Consider the following 19,896-nt stretch of genomic DNA (forward strand, 5'->3'; position numbering starts at 1 on the left):
CGTTTCAGCGCAACATTTTTTGTTTATGTTGAAAAGTTTAGCAGTTTCAGACCACCCAGTGTGGCCTGAAATCCGAATGACCCGAAGGTAGCAACAGGCACCCCTTCTCATGTTCAGACCTTTATCGTTGTACGTTGGCTTGCGGTACACCGCCGCGAAAAGGCGCAATCACTTTATCTCTTTCATTTCATTGACGTCGATGATCGGGCTGATGCTTGGCGTGGCCGTACTGATCATCGTGTTGTCGGTGATGAACGGCTTTGACCGGGAACTCAAACAACGGATTCTTGGCATGGTTCCCCATGCTGTCATAGAGGGTTCGGATCATATCCGTGACTGGCAAGATGTCGTGAACCGGGTCGAAGAGCATCCCAGAGTGTTGGCCGCGGCACCCTTTATTCAGGGCCAGGGCATGGTGACCGGCGGAGGCGATGTTCGTGGTGTCCTGCTCAATGGTGTATTACCCGATCAGGAACGCGATGTGTCGATCATTGAAGACCACATGCGGGAAGGCACGCTTGCGGACCTGAAATCCGGGGAGTTCGGTATCATTATCGGCCGCACCATGGCGTCCAGTCTCAGGCTTGGGCTAGGCGATAAAGTAACGGTGGTGCTGCCCGAAGCATCCGTCACCCCGGCCGGGGTGCTGCCGAGATTGAAGCGATTCACGGTGAAGGGAATTTTCAGCGTTGGCGCTGAACTGGATGGTAATTACACGCTCATTCACATGGATGATGCGTCAAAGCTGATGCGAACCGATGGCAAAGCCAAAGGCGTGCGGCTTCTGGTAGATGATCTGTTTGCCGCGCCACGGGTCGCTGAGCAGGCGGCCAGCGGACTTGACGGTCGTTACTACATTTCAGACTGGACCCGTACCCATGGCAACCTGTTCCAGGCCATCCGTATGGAGAAAACCATGATTGGTCTGCTGCTTATGTTTATCGTCGCGGTGGCGGCGTTCAACATTGTTTCTACGCTGGTCATGGTGGTGACGGACAAAACCGCAGACATTGCCATATTGCGGACCATGGGGGCCACCCCTGGCAGGATAATGCGTATCTTCATTATCCAGGGCGGTGTGATTGGTATTTTCGGCACGCTAGTCGGAACCGCGCTTGGGGTGTTGGGCGCGCTCAATATCAGTGGCTTTATCGCCTGGATCGAGGCCGTAATGGGGCACAAATTCCTCAATGCAGACGTTTACTTCATCAGTTATCTGCCCTCTCAGTTACTGTGGCAGGACGTGCTGATCATCAGCAGTGCCGGCCTGGCGATGAGCCTGTTGGCCACCATATACCCCGCCTGGCGGGCATCACGAGTCGATCCGGCAGAGGCCCTGCGATATGAATGACACCATCAGCAACGGCGCAGTGCCGACTTCGGTCATTGACTGTCGGGAGGTCACGCGCACCTACAGTCAGGGTCCGGAGAAACTGACGATTTTTTCGGATATTTCGTTGCAGGTTGCCGCAGGTGAGACGGTTGCCATCGTGGGCAGCAGTGGTGCCGGCAAGACCACGCTGCTGAACCTGCTGGGCGGTCTGGACCGCCCGTCCTCGGGCCATATTGCGATTTGCGGCCAGGACATTCACTCGCTCAGCGAGGCAGGCCGGGCAAAGTTCCGCAATCGACACCTGGGTTTTGTCTATCAGTTTCACCACCTGCTTCCGGAATTCACCGCTCTTGAAAATGTGATGATGCCCTGTGCGTTGGGGGGCATGACGATAAAAGCGTCAGAGAGCAAGGCTCGGTCGGTTCTGACAGAGGTTGGTCTGGCCCCGAGGCTGGCTCACAAACCGGGAGAATTGTCGGGTGGTGAGAGGCAACGGGTAGCCATTGCGCGCGCACTGGTTAACGAACCGGAGTGTGTGCTGATGGATGAGCCCACTGGAAACCTCGATGAACACACCGGAGAAGGTGTCAAGCAGTTAATAGAATCCCTGAGGGATCGCTTGGGTATTGCATTCGTAATGGTCACCCATGATATGGCGATAGCTCGAAGCCTCGGGCGGGTTCTGCGGCTTGAACAGGGGCGCCTGATCGCGGAGCTTTAGCGTTTTCGGCGATGGAGAAACCGCCGTTCTCGCCAGTCTGAGCGAACTTTTCGACGCCAGAGAAACTGAATCACAAGGTACGCGATACACGCCGACAGTGTGGCCATGATCAGTGAGCCGAGGTAGAGCGGAATGCCAATGTCGAGGATGCGTTCACTGAGCCAGGCCCAGGAGGCCTTGAACTCGAAGTTGAGTACCGGGCGGTCGAGCACCCAGGCCCCCACTTTATAGCTGAAATAGAACATCGGTGGCATGGTCAGCGGGTTGCTGATCCAGACCAGAACCACGGACAGGGGCAGGTTGGCATTAAACCAGATGGCAAAAAATGCCGCCGCCAGCATCTGGAAGGGCATGGGGATAAAGCACAGGAAAATGCCCACCAGGAAGGCGCGGGAAACGCTGTGTCGGTTGATGTGCCAGAGGTTGGGCTCATGAAGGATGTCGCCAAGAAACTGCAGCGATTCCATCGCACGGACTTTTTCCGGCGTTGGTAGGTATCGTTTCATGAACTTCTTTGGCATTTTGAAGTTCTGCCCGTTCAGATTGACCGTTTAACAGTGTCCGGATGTGGTTTGGTACCGGAGCCTGGGAGTATCAGGAGGACAAGGATTGTCCAGGAGTCTTGCCGCCTTTGCGTGCGGCGTTATCTTACTTTATACGTTCCCCGTCGTGCCACCTCTGTCTTGGGTGGTTGGCGCTGTGGTTTTCGCCATTTGTGTGGCCATTTCCCGGGGTCACCGATCAGGCGGTGGCGTTGCCTGTCTTTTCGCGTGGCTCATCATCGGGACAGGTTGGGCGTCATGGCACGCCACGGAACGGTTGCAGCAGGTTCTGCCGGCCGCTCTTGAAGGCCAGGTCCTCTCTGTTTCCGGTTACCTCTGTGAAATCCCCTCTAATGGCAGCTTCAACAGCCTGCGTTTCAGTTTCTGTATCACTCAATGGCATTTTCCCGATGACGCCGAGGAAACCCGCTCGTCGCTTCCGCAGAAGATCAGGCTGGCATGGTATGGCACCGAGGATAAGGTGCTTCCCGATCATCGCCTGAGACTCAAAGTGGTGCTTAAAAGGCCCCAGGGGGCCATGAACCCGGTTGGATTTCGCTACGAAACCTGGCTATTCCGGAAGGGGTTTGGTGCCACCGGAACCGTTCGGGACCTAGAGGCAGATCCGGCGCAACCCTGCGGCCTGCAATGCCGTTACATGGCCTGGCGAGGCGATCTGGCTGCTTCCGTGGCGACAACCATGGGCAGTGCGGAGCAATACCCGTTGCTGGCGTCTTTGCTGATCGGGTACCGGGGCGAGATGACGCCCGGCCATTGGGATGTGTTGAAAGCGACCGGCACCATTCACCTGGTGGCAATTTCCGGGTTGCATCTGGGGCTGGTGGCCATTGGCGCGGGTTTTCTGGCAAGAAGACTTGTTAATGCACTGCCTGCGGGGCTCATGGCCCCCCGTTCTCAACGCTACGTCGTGATTTTTCTGATTGCTCTGGCCAGCCTTGTGTATGCCCTGGCCGCCGGGTTCACGGTGCCGACCCGGCGCGCCCTTGTCATGGTGCTGATTGCCGGGTGGGTGCTGGTTCAGGGCCGCCAGGTATCGGCCTGGCACGGTCTGTCCCTGGCGTTATTTGTGGTGGTGCTGACCGACCCGTTTGCGCCACTGGATCAGGGATTCTGGCTTTCCTTCGGTGCCGTGTCTGTTCTGGTTCTGGTGTTCGCCGGGCGGTTGTCGCCACCAGGGTGGCTCATGGCACTGCTGGTTGCCCAGTTGGCGGTTTTTGCGGGTCTATGGCCGGTGTTGTCGATGCTGGATCAGTCGCAACCTTTGACGGGGCTTTTCGCCAATCTGTTTGCCATACCGTGGGTGTCGTTTGTGGTGATGCCCTTATTGATGATCGGCAGCGCCTTGATGTGGCTACTGCCGTGGAGCCAGGACATCGTATTGACGGCATTCGACGCGGCCCTCGGTGTGCTCTGGTCGGTCCTTGCGTGGCTTTCCGCCCTGGAGTTGCCTGCCTACAATCCCGGTGCCGGCGCTGCCGCTGTGGCTGGCGTGCTGGTGCTCGCTGTGCTGGTTATTCCCGCTTACCGGTTCCGCTGGGCGGTGGTGCTGACTGGTGGAATGACGCTGGGAAGCGCCAGTCTGCTGCCAGAGCCGGGTAACCCCTGGGTGGACACCCCCGAAATCCATGTCTGGGATGTGGGGCAGGGCCTGTCCGTGCTGTTGAGGCACCGGGATCAGGTGCTGTTGTACGACACAGGTCCGGCGGTGCCGGGGGTATTTTCAGCCGTGGAATCGGTGCTGATACCGAATCTGAACCATTTGGGCGTGGAGGTGATCAACACACTGGTTGTCAGTCACGGTGACAGCGACCACGCGGGTGGTTTGGCGGCACTGATGTCGGCGTTTCCGGTGCGCAGGCTGGTGACCGGCGAGCCAGAGCGAGTGGCAGCAATACTGGGCGACGTGGCCGCGCCAACCGCTGAAGCTTGCCATGAAATCAGTGCGGGAACAGTGGGCGGAGTTGTCATCCGTTACTGGCAAACTCCGGCTGCGAAGAACGCCAATGATACCTCCTGCGTTGTAACCGTTACCCGTGCCGACGGTGCCGTTCAGGTTATTTTGCCGGGCGACATTACCGAGGCGGTCGAGAAGCGGATGGTTGAGGGGCGGGTGTTTGATTCCAACCCTGTCGACAGGGTTGTCGTCGCACCGCATCACGGCAGCAAGACATCCTCATCTTACCCCTGGGTGCGATCCCTTGCCCCGGAATGGGTGATATACAGCGCCGGTTACCGGCATCGGTTCGGTCACCCCCATCCCGATGTCATCTCTCGTTACCGAACAGTCGATACCCGCCAGCTCAACACCGCATACTCCGGTGCTATTCGACTCGAGCTGGGCGAAAACGGAGTAACCGTTCGGCAGCAGCGGTCAGCGGCTCCGTTCTGGATTCGGGGGTCAGTCAAGGACTGGTTTGCCCTGTAAAATACCGTGACACAACAGGTGTGGCCTGGAGCGACAGCTATGCTAAAGTAGCGCGGCTTGTTAACAATCAGGGAGACCAAGCGTGTTCGAGCTGTTGAAAGCTGGTGGCATTTTGATGGTGCCAATTGTTGCCTGTTCCATCCTGGCGCTTGCCATAATTCTTGAGCGGTTCTGGACCCTGCGGCCATCTCGCGTAGCGCCCCCCCAGACCACCAATGAGCTGTGGCGCTGGATCAAGAAGAAAGAGCTCAATGGTCGAAAGCTCAAAGCCCTGCAGGGATCGTCTCCCCTTGGCCGAGTACTGGCTGGCGGTTTGATGAACGCCAAGCACGGCCGTGACATCATGAAAGAGAGCATTGAACACGAGGCCAGCCAGGTCATTCACGACCTCGAGCGGTTCCTGAACCCCCTCGGCACTGTGGCCACTATCACCCCGCTGCTGGGCTTGCTGGGCACTGTTATCGGCATGATCAAGGTCTTTGCGGAGATTCAGTTGGCCGGCGTCGGTGATGCCGGTAACCTGGCTGGCGGTATTTCCGAGGCGCTGATTACCACGGCAGCAGGGTTGAGCGTGGCCATTCCCGCATTGATTTGTCACCGGTATTTTATCCGTCGAGTCGATGAGTTGGTGGTCGGTATGGAGCAAGAGGCGATCAAGCTTGTGGAAGTGGTCCATGGTGACCGTGAAATTGATGTGGAAGGAGCCTGAACGCCGTGAAGTTCAAGCGCCAGAGAAGCCAGGAGGTTGGAGTTGATCTGACGCCACTGATCGATGTGGTGTTTCTGCTGTTGATCTTCTTTATGGTTTCCACCACGTTCACCCGGGAGAGCCATATGCAGGTGGAGTTGCCTGAAGCCAGTTCAGAAGCCCGCACGGAATCCGAAGTGCGGGAAATCGATGTGGTGATCAACGCGGAAGGCCAGTACATCCTCAACGAACGCACTCTGGTGAACAACCGTCGGGAAACACTGGAGCGTGCGGTTAGCGAGCTTTCCGAAGGTGACACCTCCCTGCCTTATATCATTACCGCAGACGCCAGCACGGCCCACGAGTTCGTGGTGCGTGCCATGGACGTCGCCGGGCGGCTGGGTTTTGCCAAATTGAGTATCACCACCGAGCGGGAGGTTGACGAGCAGTGAGTGAATCCGCCAGTGCAACCGATGGGGAACCGGTATCCGGTTCCAACTGGGCCACATACAAACGCTTGCTCGCCTACGTTAAACCTTTCTGGCTGGCCTTTTCGCTGGCCGTGCTCGGCAACGTTATCTATGCAGCGGCGTCCACTGGTATGGCCGCCGCCATGGAGTATGTGATTGAGGCGATCGAGAACCCCAGTCAACAGAACCGCATACTGCTGACCATGCTGATTGTCGGGGTGTTCGCGTTCCGGGGTGTCGGCACTTTCCTGAGCCAGTATTTTATCAGCTACGTCGGGCGGCAGGTCATTAATGCGCTTCGAACCCAGGTGTTTGACCGGTTGATGACCCTGCCTTCCCGGTATTTCGATGAGAACGCATCCGGGCGTCTGGTGTCCAAGCTCACGTTCAACGTAGAGCAAGTGGCGGAGGCAACCACCAACGCGGTCACCATCACCCTGCGGGAAGGGCTGACCATACTCGGCTTGCTGGGTTTCATGCTGTACACCAACTGGAAGCTCACGCTGGTGTTTCTGGCGGTGGGGCCGCTTATCGGTTTGGTGGTCAGTTACGCCAGCAAGCGCTTTCGCAAGATCAGTGAGCGTATTCAGGGGTCCATGGGGGATATCACCCACGTTGCCTCGGAGTCTATATCCGGATACCGAGTGGTCCGCACCTTTGGCGGTGAAGATTACGAACGGGAACGGTTTCGCGAAGTGAGCGAGAAAAACCTGACCCAGAGCCTGAAGATGGCCTCTACCCAGGCCATCAGTATTCCGGTCATCCAGGTGTTGGTGGCGGTGGCCATCGCCGCGCTGGTGTGGACCATGCTAGCGCCGGAGATTCGTGGTGAAATGAGTACCGGTGAACTGGTCGCCTTTATCACCGCTGCCACTACGATGGCCAAGCCTATTCGCCAGGTAACCTCGGTGCACGCCAAAATCCAGAAGGGCGTAGCGGCCGCCCATGACGTGTTTGGCACCATGGATGAAGAGCCCGAACACGACGATGGCACCTACCGCCCAGAGCGCGTCGAGGGTGACATTGTTTTTGATAACGTCTCGTTCCGGTATCGTGATCAGCTGGATGACGTGCTTACGTCGATTTCTCTTGATATACCGGCGGGGCAGAGCGTGGCTCTGGTAGGTCGCTCCGGCAGCGGCAAATCCACGATGGTGAGTCTGCTTCCGCGTTTCTACGAACACACCGGTGGCGATATCCGCATCGATGAGCATTCGCTGAAAGACTTCAGCCTACAGGCGTTGCGTGCCCAGATTGCGCTGGTGACCCAGAACGTGGTGCTGTTCAACGACACCATTGCCGCCAATATTGCCTACGGTGCCCTGCGACACTGCAGCCGCGATGAAGTTCGCGAGGCCGCTGCCAAGGCGCACGCCCTGGAGTTTATTGACCGGATGCCCGAAGGCCTAGACACCATGATCGGCGACAATGGCGTCATGCTGTCCGGCGGTCAACGACAGCGCCTGGCCATTGCACGGGCACTGCTGAAGAACGCCCCGGTTCTGATTCTTGATGAGGCGACCTCAGCGCTGGACACCGAATCGGAACGGCATATTCAGGAGGCGCTGGAAACAGTCATGCAGGGGCGCACGACGCTGGTGATTGCCCATCGGTTATCGACCATCGAAAAGGCGGACCGTATTCTGGTGATGGAAGCGGGGCAGATTGTTGAGTCTGGCCGTCATGATGAGCTGCTGGCTACCGGTGGTGCCTATGCCCAATTGCACCAGTTGCAGTTCAGCGAGCACGCATGACCGCGCTGGTTGACCGCCTATGGTATGGCCGTAAACGGCCATTGTGGCTGTTGTCTCCATTGGCCTGGATCTACCGGGTGGTTGCAGAAAGCCGCCGTCAAAAAGCCTGGAAAGCCAAAGATGAAGCTCTGCCGGTGCCGGTGGTTGTGGTTGGTAACCTGACCGCTGGTGGCACCGGCAAATCCCCGTTGACCGCCAGGCTGGTCATGTTGCTTAACGAGCAGGGGTACCGGCCTGTCATTCTGAGCCGTGGCTACGGCGGTCACTCTGGCGCTTACCCCCTGTTGGTTGATGAAAGCATCACCGCCGGTGAGGCCGGTGATGAACCGGTGATGCTCAACAAGGAAACGGGTTGCCCGGTGGTGGTTGACCCGCAGCGAAAACGGGGCGCTCTGTGGGCGCTTGAACGTCAGCTTGGTAATATTCTGATTTGTGATGACGGCTTGCAGCATTACGCGCTGCCCCGTGACATTGAGTTGGCCGTGTTTGATGCGAGCCGGGGTGTTGGCAACGGTGCCGGGATTCCAGTGGGCCCGCTCCGGGAGCCATTGGCGCGATTGGCCGGGGTCGATTTCGTGATCACCAATGGCGGGCATCTTGCGGACCTTGAACACCCGGCTCAATATACGATGACATTGGTCCCATCGCGGCTCGATAACCTGAAAACAGGAGAGTCGGTGCCTCTGGAAAGCCTTCAGGGGCGAGCGGTGCACGGTGTCGCCGGCATCGGAAACCCCGGGCGATTTTTCGCGACGCTGACGTCGTTGGGAGCGCGGGTATCCGAAAAAGCCTTTGGCGATCACCATAAGTTTCGCGCCGCCGATCTTGAAACCGATACCGACGATTGGCTGGTGATGACCGCCAAGGACGCCGTCAAATGCCGTGATATTGCCGGTGATAATGCGTGGGTATTGTCAGTAACGGCATCTCTGCCGGACGAATTTGCCGTGGCGTTCCTCCACCGGGTAAGGGAATGTGAAGCCACGCTGAGACATCATGAACCCGAGAGAGTACAACATGGATAAAAAGCTGGTGGCCATGCTGGCCTGCCCGGTGTGCAAGGGCGATCTGACCTTGAATCAGGAGAAAACCGAGCTGGTCTGCTATCAAGATGCGATGGCCTTTGCCATTCGTGAAGGCATTCCGGTGATGCTGGCAACGGAAGCCAGAACTTTGTCAACGGATGAGCGGCTCGATAAACACTGACAGGTGAATGGCATGTCTTTTACGGTGGTGATTCCCGCCCGGTACGCATCTACCCGGTTGCCCGGAAAGCCCCTGGCTGATATCGCCGGAAAACCGATGATACGGCATGTGTACGAACGCGCGGGTGAAAGTGAAGCTGACCGCGTAGTCATCGCAACGGACGATGAACGTATTGAATCGGTGTGCCGGGATTTCGGTGCCGAAGTGGTGATGACGTCATCTCAGCACGTCAGCGGCACGGATCGTCTCGAAGAAGTGGCGCGCAAGCTGGGATTCGCCGCAGACGATCGTGTGGTCAATGTGCAGGGCGATGAGCCGCTGATTCCCCCCGTCCTCATTAATCAGGTGGCGGGCAATCTGGAGCGTTTTCCCCAGGCTGCCATTGCCACGCTGTGTGAAAAAATCACGGACATCGCCAGCGTGTTCAATCCCAACGTCGTCAAAGTCGTGTCTGACCATCGGGGTATGGCGCACTATTTCAGCCGCGCCCCGGTTCCTTGGGCCAGAGATGCCTGGAGCGGCGACGAATGGCCGCGTGCGGACATGGCAATGCCCGAGGGCGTCACGTATTTTCGCCACATCGGCATCTACGGTTACCGCGTGCGGTTGCTGGCCGACTTCGTGCGCTGGGCACCGGCACCGACAGAAATAACCGAATCCCTGGAGCAGCTCAGAGCGCTGTACAACGGCGCGCAAATTCATGTGGAAGAGGCGCAGGTGCAGCCACCGGCCGGTGTTGATACCGAGGCTGATCTCGACAGGCTCAGGCAATGGATGAGGAGAAGTTAGCGATGAAGGTGCACACGCCCAGGGAGCTGGTTTGAAGCTGCCTGCCAATATCCGGGAGAACGTCAGCCTGCAGGCCATGAACAGCCTTGGCATAGACGTCAGCGCGCGCTGGTATGGCGAGGCCACCTCGGGTAACCGGCTTATTTCATTGCTGGATTTTGCCGATGAGGAAGGACTGGAAACACTGGTTCTTGGTGGCGGCAGCAATCTGGTGTTTGCCGGAGATTTCCCGGGCCTGGTTGCGCGCCTGGCCATCACTGGCCGGCGCTGGGAACAGGTGGAAGGGGATTCCGCGATACTGGTCCTTGGCGGTGGGGAAAACTGGCATGAGGCGGTCTTGTACGCGGCCTCCGCCGGCTACCGCGGGATTGAAAACCTCGCGCTGATCCCGGGCACAGCGGGTGCCGCCCCGGTTCAGAATATCGGTGCCTACGGTGTTGAACTGAAAGACACTCTGGTCAGCGTTACGGTTCTGGACCGCAACACTGGATCATGGCGGGTTATTCACTGTGAGGAGTGTGACTTCGCCTATCGGGACAGCGTGTTCAAGCGCCAGCCAGGACGCTATGTCATTACCGAACTGAGGCTCCATTTGAGTCGGTCTGCGCCGCTGACCCTGGTCTATGCCGACCTGGCCGGTTACTTTGACGAACAGGAGATACCGGCGCTGACACCGCTGGATGTGGCTCAGGCGGTGATGGCCGTGCGTCGCCGGAAACTGCCCGACCCACAGCAGATGCCCAATGCCGGGAGCTTTTTCAAGAATCCGGTGGTGCCCCTCGCGGACTGGGAAAACCTGAAAGCCGAGCATCCGGACATGCCGGGGTATCCGGGGCCCGTCACGGCCAAGTTGGCGGCGGCGTGGCTGATCGATCAGTGTGGCTGGAAAGGGTTCCGGAACGCGCGAGTGGGTGTGCACAACCGCCAGGCCCTGGTACTGATCAACCATTCCGGTGGCACGGGTGCCGATGTGCTGTCACTAGCCGAGCGCATTCGTCGGGATGTGCAGGCGAGATTTGGCGTGACTCTGGATATGGAGCCGGGCGTGATTCCCGCCGGATTGACACCGGGGTATTGAGCCCCGGTGTCAGAAAGCGGCTCACAGGCCGTGGCGGGGAGATGCACTGAGCAGGAATGGCAGAATGTCTTCAATGGCAACGTCCTGTTTCTCTGCGTCCTGACGCCCTTTGTACTCCAGCGTACCTGCGGTCAGCCCGCGCTCAGAGACCACAAAACGGTGGGGAATCCCGATCAATTCCATATCGGCAAATTTGACCCCTGGCCGTTCGTTGCGGTCGTCAAGCAGCACATCAAACCCTGCCTGACGGAGCTGGTCGTAGAGGCGTTCACCTGCCTCTGCCGCCGCCGGTGATTTATGGGCATTGAGGGTGACGACTGCTACCTCAAACGGAGCGATTGCCTCCGGCCAGACGATGCCTTTGTCATCGTGGTTCTGCTCGATGGCAGCGGCCACAATTCGTGACACGCCAATGCCGTAGCAACCCATCTCCAGAATGGCGCTTTTGCCGTGCTCATCCAGCACCGTGGCGTGCATCGCCGTGCTGTACTTGTTGCCCAGCTTGAAGATGTGGCCAACCTCAATGCCACGGCGGATCTCCAGGGTGCCTTTGCCATCCGGGCTGGCGTCCCCCTCTACCACATTCCGCAGGTCCTCGACCCGTTCGATGTTGGCATCCCGCTCCCAGTTGACGCCGGTCAGATGGAAACCGTCCCGGTTGGCACCGCAGACAAAATCGGCAAGGTGAGCAGCACTGCGATCAACGATCACCGGCACTGGCAGTTTGACGGGTCCGATAGACCCTGGCTTGCAGCCGACGGTGAGTTCGATCTCCTGATCCGTGGCCATGGTCAAGGGTTCCGCGATACCGTCCAGCTTTTCTGCTTTGATTTCATTCAGGGTGTGATCGCCGCGCAGGATCAGGGCAACCAGGCCGGCTTTGCCGTTTTCGTCTGCTTCGCCTTTGACCAACAGGGTTTTCACCGTGCGAGTGGCATCGATGTTCAGGAACCGGGCGATGGCCTCGATGGTGCGTTGATCGGGCGTGGCAATCTCTTTCAGTTCTTCGGCCGGGGCAGGGCGGTCACCGGCGGGGGCCATGGCTTCCGCTTTCTCGATGTTCGCCGCGTACGGACCCCCGGTGCTGAACACAATGTCGTCCTCGCCCGATGAGGCCAGGACGTGGAACTCGTGGGAGGCGTTGCCACCGATGGCCCCGGAATCCGCTTGCACGGGCCGGTAATCCAGACCCGCACGGTCAAAAATCGCGCAATAGGTGCGGTGCATGGTCTGATAGGTGTCGTCCAGTGATTCGGCAGTGACGTGGAACGAGTAAGCGTCCTTCATCAAAAACTCGCGGGCCCGCATGACGCCGAAACGTGGCCGGCGCTCATCGCGGAATTTGGTCTGGATCTGGTAAAAGTTGGCCGGCAGCTCCTTATAGCTTTTGAGCTCATTGCGAATCAGGTCCGTGATCACCTCTTCGTGGGTGGGGCCGAAGCAGAAATCGCGGCCATGGCGGTCGTTCATGCGCAGCAATTCGCCACCGTATTGCTCCCAGCGCCCCGATTCCTGCCACAGCTCTGCCGGCTGGACGGCGGGCATCAGCAGTTCCTGGGCACCGCTTTTGTCCATTTCCTCCCGCACGATCCGCTCTACCTTGCGCAACGTGCGCAGGCCCATCGGGAGCCAGGTGTAGAGCCCCGAGGCGAGTTTGCGAATCATCCCGGACCGGAGCATCAGCTGGTGGCTGATAACCTCCGCGTCCGCAGGTGTTTCTTTTTGGGTGGCAATCAGGAAACGGCTCGCTCGCATTGTGTCTTCCGTATGAATGGGTGAACGTTCTTAGACTAATGGACAGCGGCGATGGGCTCGCCCGGCCCTTCATTTATCGTAAAGTGGTGGTCATTGTACGGAGCCTGTCACATAAGGTACAGATCGAGTAGAGGCCGCCAGTTTATGACCGCAGAGAACAACGATGCCGCCGTGGATGTCACGCCGCGGCGGCAGCCTGTCCAGGCTCGCAGTCGCGAGCGTGTGAACAACATTCTTCACCATGCCGCTGCTATCTTTCACGATGTTGGGGTCGATGCCACCAGCATGTCCGCCATTGCCCGGCAGTCGGGTATGTCGCTGGCGTCACTGTACCGCTATTTTCCCAACAAGGCCGCCATTGTGAAAGCGATTGCCGAGCGCCACGTTGAAAAAATGGAGACGGCCCTGAGTGACCGGTTGGGTGAGCTTGCACTGACCGATGCGGTGGACGTGTTGATTGATCTGTTTTACGAGTTTTACCGCACCGAGCCGGCGTATTCAGCGATCTGGAGTGGTGTTGAGTCCATGCCCGAATTGAGCGAGCTGGACGTGAGGGAGCTGTACAGCAACGCCCGGGATCTTGATGCGCGTTTGAAAGATGAGTTCCCCCACATCCCGCCGGAACGTCGCTGGACCGCCAGCCTGATCCTGCCTCGGTCGGCTGGCAGTATACTCCGGCTTGCCGTCACGCTTCCGGAGGACCAGGCGAAGAGTCTGGTCACCGAACTTAAGGTTATGATGGCCGCGTACGTTCACGCGCTTGTACGCTGATCCTCCAGGCTGCTGACGCTATGACAGGTAGCCAAGGGGTAGGGCGGTATTGTCGATCACCCGCCTCAGCACGAAGCTCGAGTGCACGCCGCTGACACCCTGAATGCGGGTGATGCGATTAAGTAAAAAATGGTGGTAATGGTCCATGTCCGGTACCACGACTTTGAGCATGTAGTCCGCGTCCTGGCCGGTGATGAGATAGCATTCCTGCACTTCCGGATACTCGGCAACTTTTTCCTCAAAAGCCGAAAAACGCTCGGGCGTGTGACGATCCATACCAATGAGAATGATGGCGGTCAGCGATAGCCCGAGCTTTTTATGGTCCAGGATCGTGGCTTTGCGCAGGATGATGCCCGCATCCTCCAGTGCACGCACCCGGCGAAGACAGGGCGAAGGCGATAACCCGACTTTATCCGCCAGTTCCTGGTTGGTAAGCGAACCGTCATTTTGCAATTGCTCGAGGATTCTTCGGTCGGTTTTATCGATTTTCGCGAGTGTTTCGTTGGTAGTTGGCATAATATTGCTAAAATCTGTGGTTTATAGGTATAAACGATTAAAATACTAGGCTGTTTCAGAAAAATAGCAATCATTTGTCCTGCAATAGCGGTTACCCTGTCTCCCATACATTGATTGACTTCTGCAACGCGCAAGGAAAACACACAATGCCGTTTGATCATCACAAATATGTTGCTTTCAAGCCTGTGGCCAAGAAGGATCGGCGCTGGCCGGATCGTGTCATCGAAAAGGCTCCTGACTGGTGTGCAGTGGACCTTCGCGATGGCAATCAGGCCCTGGTGAAGCCCATGTCAGTGGCGCAGAAACAGCGTCTTTTCGACCTGCTGGTCAAACTCGGCTTCAAGGAAATAGAAATCGGGTTTCCGGCGGCGAGCCAACCGGATTTCGATTTCTGCCGTAAGCTCATTGAGGAAAACCGCATTCCCGATGACGTCAGCGTACAGGCCCTGACCCAGGCACGCCCCGAACTGATTGAACGCACCTACGAAGCGTTGCGTGGGGCCCGGAAAGCGATCGTCCATGTCTACAATTCCACCTCGACCGTACAGCGGGAGCAGGTGTTCGGACTTGATCGGGCGGGTATTCGCGAGATTGCGGTCAACGGTGCCACCCTGGTGCGGGATATCGCCGCCACATACCCGGAAACGCAGTGGACGTTCCAGTACTCTCCCGAGAGTTTTACCGGCACGGAACTGGACTTTGCCGCTGAGGTGATTGATGCGGTCAACGATGTCTGGCGTCCCGACGAGGGGCAGCCGGTGGTTGTCAATCTCCCGGCCACCGTGGAAATGGCCACACCCAATGTGTTCGCGGATCAGATTGAATGGATCTGTGACCGGGTTCGTTACCGTGAACATTTCCGCATCAGCGTGCACACCCATAATGATCGCGGATGCGCGGTGGCTGCTGCGGAACTGGCGGTTATGGCCGGAGCCGACCGGGTTGAAGGCACGCTGATGGGCAACGGCGAACGCACGGGTAATATGGACCTGGTTACCATGGCCATGAACCTCTACTCACAGGGCATTGATCCCACGTTGGACTTGTCCGGCATGGCGGAAATCACCGAAGTGGTGGAAGCCTGCACCGAGATTTCTACGCATCCGCGTCATCCCTACGCTGGTGAACTGGTGTTTACCGCTTTTTCAGGCAGCCACCAGGATGCCATACGCAAGTGCCTGTCCCGGCGTAAGGAAGGCGACCCGTGGCACGTGGCTTATTTGCCGATTGATCCCCGGGATCTGGGGCGTCGTTATGAGGAAGTGGTACGCATCAATAGCCAGTCTGGTAAAGGCGGGGTGGCTTATGTGCTGGAGCGTGATTACAACATCAGTCTGCCGCGCTGGTTGCAGATTGAATTCAGCAAGCTGGTGCAGGCCGAGGCGGAAACCAACGGCGGTGAGATTGATTCACTGACCATTCACCGGTTGTTTGAGGAGCGATACCTGAAGCTTCACCAGACCTGGGTTTTGACCTCCTACGACTTGCATCGCGACGACAACGGCGTAAAAGCGTCTGTCAGCGTGGGTGGCGGGCAATCGCCAGTGGTGCTCGAAGGCCGTGGGTTGGGCGCAGTGGAAGCCGTTTCCGCCGCTCTGGAGGCCCGGCATGGCGTAAGTATTGCCGTCGAAGCCTACGATGAGTTCGCACTGGGTGAAGGCACCAACGCCAACGCTCTTGCCTGTATTCGACTGACGGTCGACGGTATGCCGTGCAGTGCGGCGGCACTGGCCGAGGACACCACGTCGGCCACACTGCAGGCGCTGTTTTCAGCGGTCGCGCAAGTGGTCGACCGTTCGGTGAAGCAGAATGTTCTGGAGAAAGGGGAGGCCTAACGCTTTTCGGATAGCCACAAAAAAGCCGGCGCAAGCCGGCTTTTTTGTCTGTGCTGTTGCCCGTGAGGGGCAAAGCGGCCCCGTTACTTCAGACCGGAGTAACGTTTTCCGCCTGGGGACCTTTCGGGCCCTGGGTCACGGTGAACTGTACCTGCTGACCTTCGGTCAGGGTGCGGAAACCGCTGGAGTTGATTGCACTGTAGTGAACGAAAACGTCACTGCCACCATCCTGAGCGATGAAGCCAAAGCCTTTGGACTCGTTGAACCACTTCACGTGGCCGGTTTTAGTATCAGACATGAATCTTTCCTGTATTCCTGAAATTTTGCCCTCACGGGACCTTCGGTTTTCCTCTGGGATTAACCGGTGCTGAGAAGTCAGAGCGTACTGAGGAACAGGCAACGAAGCGTACTGCGGCAGGACGTTGGAGCACATTCACCAAATACCGCTGTTTTTTCACAGCATTTTCAGTATAGACCGAGTTTCCGGGGCGTCAACGCTTTTTGCTGACTTTGTTGCAGGTTTTTAAAGCTGAAAAAACAACGGGTTGCCATCCCTTCGGTCATCGATTGAACTGCTGACTGATTTCTACAAGGATGGCTGGGTCGTCGATGGTACTCGGTACGGTGTATTCTTCGCCGTCGGCAATCTGACGAATGATTCGCCTGAGAATTTTACCAGACCGGGTTTTCGGCAGGCGCTCTACCACCAGGGCGCGACGGAAACAGGCAATGGCCCCGATTTTCTCACGCATCATGTCGACCAGTTCCTCTTCGAGTTCATCATGATCGATGGTGGCACCGTCCTTGAGCAGTACCAGCCCGACCGGAACCTGGCCCTTCATTTCATCGCTGGCACCCACGACGCAACATTCCGCGACCGCCGGATGGGAGGCAACCACTTCTTCCATTTCGCCGGTCGACAGACGGTGCCCGGCAACGTTGATGACATCGTCCGTGCGGCCCATGACAAACACGTAGCCGTCGTCATCAACGAAGCCACCGTCGCCAGAGGTATAAAAGCCCTGGATGGGTTCCAGGTAGGTTTTCCGAAAGCGGGCGTCGTCGCCCCACACCGTCATCATGCAACCCGGCGGCAACGGCAGTTTGACGGCAATCTGACCTTGTTCGCCCGCTGGCACCTGGCTGCCTTCAAAGTCCACAACCTGAACGTTGTAACCGGGAGAGGGCACGGTGGCGGAGCCAGGTCTGGTCGCCATCATTTCAATGCCGACCGGATTGCAGCAGATCGCCCAGCCAGTTTCGGTTTGCCACCAGTGATCCAGAACCGGTAGTTCGGTTTTTTCTTTCAGCCATTCGTAGGTAGCCGGGTCCAGGCGTTCGCCCGCCAGGAACAGGCGTTTAAGCGAGCTGATGTCGTAGTGTGATAGCTGATCCGCTTCCGGGTCTTCTTTACGAACCGCACGGAAAGCCGTAGGCGCGGTGAACAACATATTGACCTTGTGGTCATGAATCACGCGCCAGAATGCGCCGACATCCGGTGTTTTGACCGGCTTGCCTTCGTAGAGAATCGTGGTGCACCCGGCAAACAGCGGTGCGTAAACAATGTAACTGTGGCCCACCACCCAGCCGACATCGGACGCGGTCCAGAATACATCGCCGGGCTTGGCATCGTAGACCAGTTTCATGCTGTACCGGAGCGCCACCGCATGGCCGCCGTTGTCACGCACCACGCCTTTGGGTTTACCGGTGGTGCCGGATGTGTAAAGAATGTAGAGCGGGTCGGAGGACTTGACCGCAACAGGTGCTGCCGGGGTGGCGCTGGCCATTAGCGCTTTCCAGTCATAGTCCCGGCCATCCTGCATGGAGGCCTGTACTTGGGCACGCTGGTAAAGAATGCAGAATTCCGGTTGGTGGCTGGCCTGTTCAATAGCCTGGTCTACCAGGGGTTTGTATTCGATGACTTTGTTAACCTCAATGCCGCAGGACGCGGTAATCACCGCTTTGGGTTTGGAGTCATCAATGCGCACAGCCAGTTCATGAGAGGCAAAACCACCAAAAACTACCGAATGAATGGCCCCAATGCGGGCACAGCCGAGCATGGCAATCACCGCCTCGGGAATCATCGGCATGTAAATAACCACGCGGTCGCCTTTGGTGACTCCCCGGTCTTTCAGTACACCTGCAAACAGTGCGACTTCGCGGGTCAGCTCATTGTAGGTATAGGAACGGGTTGTATTGGTGACGGGGGAGTCATAAATCAGTGCGGCCTGATCACCACGACCGGCGCGAATGTTGGCGTCGAGGGCGATGTCGCTGGTGTTAAGTTCGCCATCCGGAAACCAGGTGCCGTGACCATTTGCGGTTGCTTGCCAGATGGTTTCAGGCGATTTAAACCAGTCGATTGCCGCCGCCTGTTCACGCCAGAAATCGTCACGCTGATCAATTGAGCGCCTGAATTCGGAGTTGTAATCCATGCCATCCACCTCATGTCCTGTTGTTGTTTTGCAATGCTAATCTCAACTGTAGGGACTTTGCGGGGAACGACTACTAGACCATAGGCTTAGTCGGGCGTTTGGAGCCTAGGAATCCTCCGGCAGGTTGACCGAAGTCACCGTTGCGTTAACGCTTCCCCGCGCCAGTCGGGTGTGGATGGTGTCTCCGGTGGTAAGGTCTGCGGCGTTTCGGATGATCATGCCATCGCTCTCCCTGCGCGCAATGGCATAGCCGCGTCCGAGGGTTGCCAGCGGGCTTACCAGGTTCAGAGTCTGGCTGGTGTGGCTGAGCCGGTCCTGCCGGTTATCCAATAGTCGGTAAATCGCGACATCCAGCGCCTTGGTCAAGCGATCAAGCATGTCCTGGTTCTGTTCAAGTTGCCGCCGTGGTGACTGGGCGCGCAGGCGCTGGTCCAGGTGCTCCGCCCGGGTCTGCTGCTGTGACAACGCTGTCATCATGGCTTTACCAAGGCGAAGGTCCAGCTCATCCATGCGTTGGGCTTTGTCCATCAGGTCCCGGCGGGGATCTCGCAATCGCGCGGTCAGGTGTCCGGTCTGGGTCTGCAGCCGTTGCAGCGACCGCTGGATGGCGTTTTCCAGCCGGTGCTGTTTTTCTTCCACTTGCCGGCTCCATTCCCGCTGGTCCGGAGAGACCTTCTCAGCGGCTGCTGACGGTGTTGGTGCGCGGAGATCGGCAACAAAGTCGGCTATGGTGACGTCGGTTTCATGGCCTACGGCGCTCACGGTGGGCATCCGGCACCCGGCAATGGCTCGGGCGACGGCTTCTTCGTTAAAGCACCATAAATCCTCAAGCGAGCCGCCGCCGCGACCAATGATCAGCACGTCTGCCACACCGTGGGACTGGGCCGCTTCAATGGCGCGGACAATGTCGGCGGTAGCGGCTTTGCCCTGGACAGCCGTGGGGTACAGCGTGACCGGAATAGCCGGGCACCGTCGCGCCAGCACCGTCAGAATGTCATGGATGGCGGCCCCGGTCGGTGACGTGACCACACCGATGTGCCGGGGCGCTGCCGGCAGTGGTTTCTTGCGGGCCACATCGAAAAGGCCTTCGCTCTGGAGCTTGCGCTTGAGTTCTTCGTAAGCTAGTTGCAGCTCGCCCAGCCCGGCGGGCTCCAGGTGCTCGACAATGATCTGAAAGTCACCTCGATTCTCGTACAGCGTGACCTTGCCGCGAATCCGGATCTGGTCTCCCTCTTTGGGCAACGTTCGGATACGTTGGTTAAAGCCCTTGAACATCGCACATCGAACCTGACACTTGCGATCTTTCAGCGAAAAGTACCAGTGGCCGGACGAGGGGCGGGAAAAACCTGATAATTCGCCCTCCACCCACACCTGCATGAAACTGGTTTCCAGTAGGTGTTTTGCCTGATGGTTCAGCTCGCTGACGCTGAGTGCCGGTGGGCGGGAATCGTTAAACGGCGTATTCAAGGTCTGGCTCCCGTGATTAACATACGCAATAGCCGAAAAGTCAGGGGCAAAAATAGCGGAATTTCAAAAAGATGCAATCGTACCTTGAAT

General features: G+C 57.9%; 18 protein-coding genes. 12 read left to right on the forward strand and 6 right to left on the reverse strand.

Features of this window, described 5'->3' with window-relative positions:
• Positions 1-109: 109 nt before the first annotated feature.
• Positions 110-1,351, forward strand: coding sequence for a lipoprotein-releasing ABC transporter permease subunit (locus WD429_RS06440; protein WP_368421354.1), 1,242 nt, complete (start codon positions 110-112; stop codon positions 1,349-1,351).
• A complete protein-coding gene (locus WD429_RS06445; protein WP_368421355.1) occupies positions 1,344-2,054 on the forward strand; it encodes an ABC transporter ATP-binding protein in 711 nt (236 codons plus the stop codon). Before WD429_RS06440 ends, WD429_RS06445 begins: the two co-directional genes overlap by 8 nt.
• Here WD429_RS06445 and WD429_RS06450 read toward each other — a convergent pair.
• A complete protein-coding gene (locus WD429_RS06450; RefSeq protein ID WP_368421356.1) occupies positions 2,051-2,575 on the reverse strand; it encodes a DUF2062 domain-containing protein in 525 nt (174 codons plus the stop codon). The genes WD429_RS06445 and WD429_RS06450 overlap by 4 nt on opposite strands.
• Before the next feature lie 148 nt (positions 2,576-2,723).
• Between WD429_RS06450 and WD429_RS06455 the strand changes: the two genes are divergently transcribed.
• The 8 genes from WD429_RS06455 (at position 2,724) to murB (ending at position 11,027) form a co-directional block, all read left to right on the forward strand.
• Positions 2,724-5,042: a DNA internalization-related competence protein ComEC/Rec2 gene (locus WD429_RS06455; protein ID WP_368421357.1), complete on the forward strand. Its 2,319-nt coding sequence runs from the start codon at positions 2,724-2,726 to the stop codon at positions 5,040-5,042.
• Positions 5,043-5,124: 82 nt separating this feature from the next.
• Positions 5,125-5,751 (forward strand): MotA/TolQ/ExbB proton channel family protein, encoded by a 627-nt coding sequence (locus WD429_RS06460; RefSeq protein ID WP_368421358.1) that lies wholly within the window; start codon positions 5,125-5,127, stop codon positions 5,749-5,751.
• Positions 5,752-5,756: 5 nt separating this feature from the next.
• Complete coding sequence (locus WD429_RS06465; protein WP_368421359.1) at positions 5,757-6,182, forward strand: ExbD/TolR family protein; 426 nt, start codon at positions 5,757-5,759, stop codon at positions 6,180-6,182.
• Positions 6,179-7,954 carry a lipid A export permease/ATP-binding protein MsbA gene (msbA, locus tag WD429_RS06470; protein WP_368421360.1) on the forward strand — a complete coding sequence of 592 codons (1,776 nt, stop codon included), beginning with the start codon at positions 6,179-6,181 and terminating at the stop codon, positions 7,952-7,954. The genes WD429_RS06465 and msbA overlap by 4 nt, the downstream gene beginning before the upstream one ends.
• A complete protein-coding gene (gene lpxK / locus WD429_RS06475; RefSeq protein ID WP_368421361.1) occupies positions 7,951-8,979 on the forward strand; it encodes a tetraacyldisaccharide 4'-kinase in 1,029 nt (342 codons plus the stop codon). Before msbA ends, lpxK begins: the two co-directional genes overlap by 4 nt.
• On the forward strand, positions 8,972-9,160 hold the full coding sequence (locus WD429_RS06480; RefSeq protein WP_368421362.1) for a Trm112 family protein: 189 nt from the start codon (positions 8,972-8,974) through the stop codon (positions 9,158-9,160). The genes lpxK and WD429_RS06480 overlap by 8 nt, the downstream gene beginning before the upstream one ends.
• 12 nt (positions 9,161-9,172) lie before the next feature.
• Positions 9,173-9,949, forward strand: a complete 777-nt coding sequence (gene kdsB, locus WD429_RS06485) for a 3-deoxy-manno-octulosonate cytidylyltransferase (RefSeq protein WP_368421363.1) — start codon at positions 9,173-9,175, stop codon at positions 9,947-9,949.
• A 31-nt stretch (positions 9,950-9,980) separates the two neighbouring features.
• Positions 9,981-11,027: a UDP-N-acetylmuramate dehydrogenase gene (gene murB / locus WD429_RS06490; protein WP_368421364.1), complete on the forward strand. Its 1,047-nt coding sequence runs from the start codon at positions 9,981-9,983 to the stop codon at positions 11,025-11,027.
• 21 nt (positions 11,028-11,048) lie between these two features.
• Here murB and WD429_RS06495 read toward each other — a convergent pair whose 3' ends face one another.
• Complete coding sequence (locus tag WD429_RS06495; RefSeq protein WP_368421365.1) at positions 11,049-12,782, reverse strand: proline--tRNA ligase; 1,734 nt, start codon at positions 12,780-12,782, stop codon at positions 11,049-11,051.
• A gap of 144 nt (positions 12,783-12,926) precedes the next feature.
• On the opposite strand from WD429_RS06495, the gene WD429_RS06500 reads away from it, so the two are divergent.
• Entirely contained in the window at positions 12,927-13,553 is a 627-nt protein-coding gene (locus WD429_RS06500) for a TetR/AcrR family transcriptional regulator (protein ID WP_368421366.1), read from the forward strand.
• 18 nt (positions 13,554-13,571) lie between these two features.
• Here the strand turns inward: WD429_RS06500 and WD429_RS06505 are convergent, their stop codons facing one another.
• Positions 13,572-14,069, reverse strand: a complete 498-nt coding sequence (locus WD429_RS06505) for an Lrp/AsnC family transcriptional regulator (RefSeq protein WP_368421367.1) — start codon at positions 14,067-14,069, stop codon at positions 13,572-13,574.
• A gap of 146 nt (positions 14,070-14,215) precedes the next feature.
• Between WD429_RS06505 and leuA the strand changes: the two genes are divergently transcribed.
• Positions 14,216-15,904, forward strand: a complete 1,689-nt coding sequence (gene leuA, locus WD429_RS06510) for a 2-isopropylmalate synthase (RefSeq protein WP_368421368.1) — start codon at positions 14,216-14,218, stop codon at positions 15,902-15,904.
• A gap of 88 nt (positions 15,905-15,992) precedes the next feature.
• Here leuA and WD429_RS06515 read toward each other — a convergent pair whose 3' ends face one another.
• The 3 genes from WD429_RS06515 to xseA form a co-directional block, all read right to left on the reverse strand.
• On the reverse strand, positions 15,993-16,202 hold the full coding sequence (locus WD429_RS06515) for a cold-shock protein (protein ID WP_048494874.1): 210 nt from the start codon (positions 16,200-16,202) through the stop codon (positions 15,993-15,995).
• 262 nt (positions 16,203-16,464) lie between these two features.
• Positions 16,465-18,339, reverse strand: a complete 1,875-nt coding sequence (locus tag WD429_RS06520) for a propionyl-CoA synthetase (RefSeq protein WP_368421369.1) — start codon at positions 18,337-18,339, stop codon at positions 16,465-16,467.
• A gap of 105 nt (positions 18,340-18,444) precedes the next feature.
• Positions 18,445-19,806 carry an exodeoxyribonuclease VII large subunit gene (xseA, locus tag WD429_RS06525; RefSeq protein ID WP_368421370.1) on the reverse strand — a complete coding sequence of 454 codons (1,362 nt, stop codon included), beginning with the start codon at positions 19,804-19,806 and terminating at the stop codon, positions 18,445-18,447.
• Between the last annotated feature and the right edge of the window lie 90 nt (positions 19,807-19,896).

Origin of the sequence: Marinobacter sp. (genome assembly GCF_040904845.1) — a bacterium.
Classification (GTDB): Bacteria; Pseudomonadota; Gammaproteobacteria; order Pseudomonadales; family Oleiphilaceae; genus Marinobacter.

Excerpts from the sequence above, each read along its gene's own strand:
- WD429_RS06440 (WP_368421354.1), top strand. The coding sequence starts at position 110 with ATGTTCAGACCTTTATCGTTGTACGTTGGCTTGCGGTACACCGCCGCG.
- WD429_RS06445 (WP_368421355.1), top strand. The coding sequence starts at position 1,344 with ATGAATGACACCATCAGCAACGGCGCAGTGCCGACTTCGGTCATTGAC.
- WD429_RS06450 (WP_368421356.1), bottom strand. The coding sequence starts at position 2,575 with ATGCCAAAGAAGTTCATGAAACGATACCTACCAACGCCGGAAAAAGTC.
- lpxK (WP_368421361.1), top strand. The coding sequence starts at position 7,951 with ATGACCGCGCTGGTTGACCGCCTATGGTATGGCCGTAAACGGCCATTG.
- WD429_RS06480 (WP_368421362.1), top strand. The coding sequence starts at position 8,972 with ATGGATAAAAAGCTGGTGGCCATGCTGGCCTGCCCGGTGTGCAAGGGC.
- kdsB (WP_368421363.1), top strand. The coding sequence starts at position 9,173 with ATGTCTTTTACGGTGGTGATTCCCGCCCGGTACGCATCTACCCGGTTG.
- WD429_RS06495 (WP_368421365.1), bottom strand. The coding sequence starts at position 12,782 with ATGCGAGCGAGCCGTTTCCTGATTGCCACCCAAAAAGAAACACCTGCG.
- WD429_RS06500 (WP_368421366.1), top strand. The coding sequence starts at position 12,927 with ATGACCGCAGAGAACAACGATGCCGCCGTGGATGTCACGCCGCGGCGG.
- WD429_RS06505 (WP_368421367.1), bottom strand. The coding sequence starts at position 14,069 with ATGCCAACTACCAACGAAACACTCGCGAAAATCGATAAAACCGACCGA.
- leuA (WP_368421368.1), top strand. The coding sequence starts at position 14,216 with ATGCCGTTTGATCATCACAAATATGTTGCTTTCAAGCCTGTGGCCAAG.
- WD429_RS06515 (WP_048494874.1), bottom strand. The coding sequence starts at position 16,202 with ATGTCTGATACTAAAACCGGCCACGTGAAGTGGTTCAACGAGTCCAAA.
- WD429_RS06520 (WP_368421369.1), bottom strand. The coding sequence starts at position 18,339 with ATGGATTACAACTCCGAATTCAGGCGCTCAATTGATCAGCGTGACGAT.